The 1389-nt window shown below is 49.4% G+C and carries 1 protein-coding gene; it reads left to right on the top strand.

Annotated features, from left to right (window positions below):
• Window positions 1-101: 101 nt before the first annotated feature.
• Window positions 102-1376 carry an IS4-like element ISApu2 family transposase gene (locus PG896_RS20925; RefSeq protein ID WP_011191341.1) on the top strand — a complete coding sequence of 425 codons (1275 nt, stop codon included), beginning with the start codon at window positions 102-104 and terminating at the stop codon, window positions 1374-1376.
• The last annotated feature ends 13 nt before the right edge of the window (window positions 1377-1389 follow it).

The raw sequence follows: 1389 nt of genomic DNA, 5'->3' as shown, positions 1-1389 counted from the left end.
CATGTACAGGATCTTTAGCTACAACCAATTGAAATAGATAGAAAAAAGGCTTCGTTTGTGATCTGATTTAATCGCAAAAAAAAACCGACACGCCCGAAGCCATGACTATTATCAATGCAACCCAGTACCTCAAGCAACTTCTTAGCTCTTCTGAACTCAACCGGATCGGTAAATTTACCGGTTTTTGTCAGCGACTCCGGGATATCCAGCCTGCGAGACTACTCCCGGCTCTGCTCTCAGGGCTTGGTTGCGACAAGGTGGATGGTATTGCTGGTTTGCATCGCCATTTCAATGCGTTGCAGCTCCATGATACTGACCAAATAGCGTATAAACCCTTTCACAACCAGTTACGCAAGCAGGGTTTTCCCTTGTTCATGCGCGCACTGGTTGAACGAGCCATCGCCTTACGCCTCAAGGAGTGTCTACCGGACGCCCACGGACTGGCAGGCTTTGAGCAGGTACTGCTGCAGGACGGGTCGTCATTCGCGTTACATCCGCAATTGGCAGAACATTTCCCGGGCCGATTCAATAAGCACAGCCCCGCTGCGGTAGAGTGTCATATGACCATGTCCTTGCTGGACCAGTCGCCGATATCGATGAGTATCACGGCGGATACCGAATCGGAGCGCAAGCATCTTCCGGCCGCAAATTCGTTAAATAACAAACTGTTATTGGCGGATGCCGGTTACATCAGCCGCGAGTACTTTGCTGATGTGACCAAAGCCAAAGGAAGCTATCTGGTCAGAGGGAGTCAAAATCTCAATCCCAAAGTACAGGCAGCTTACCGACAGGACGGCAGGGAAATGCCCAAGTTACTCGGAAAAAAGCTCAAGGATATCGATCGGAGAAGCTGCAGAGCCGAGGTTCTGGATCTGGATGTGAGTTCGGGAAAGTATAAATATCGACTCATAAGACGTTGGTTTGCAGAGGAAAAACGGTTCTGTATATGGATGACCAATCTTCCGCGTGAGCGATGGCCAGCCGAGAAGGTGATGGCATTGTATCGTTGCCGTTGGCAGATCGAACTGTTGTTCAAAGAGCTGAAATCACATAACCGGTTGAAGGCGTTCGCGACACGACAAAAAGCGATAGCGGAAGGCTTGATCTGGGCTAGTTTGCTGGCCTTGCTGGTCAAACGTCGGCTGGCGCTGACGCTGATTGGCAGCGCGGAGTTATCGATGCTGAAGATTGCCAAAAACAGCGCGCTTTGGTTAATGCCGATATTGGCGAGCATCATCCATGGTGCGTGGCAGGAAATAACAGAGAAGTTGGAGTGGGCAATGGTGTATTTATCCAAAAACGGCAAAAAGAGTAGGCAGAGAAAATCCAAGCAAAACAACACGTTAGACGGTATTATTAATTCGCTTGCCGCTTAAGGTTCTGTACATG

Source organism: Aeromonas sp. QDB30 (assembly GCF_027707645.1).
Lineage (GTDB): Bacteria > Pseudomonadota > Gammaproteobacteria > Enterobacterales > Aeromonadaceae > Aeromonas > Aeromonas caviae.
Note: the sequence above shows the minus strand (reverse complement) of the source record. Positions and strands in the feature narration are given on the sequence as shown.

Coding starts and splice junctions, on each gene's coding strand:
- PG896_RS20925 (WP_011191341.1), top strand. CDS start 102: ATGACTATTATCAATGCAACCCAGTACCTCAAGCAACTTCTTAGCTCT.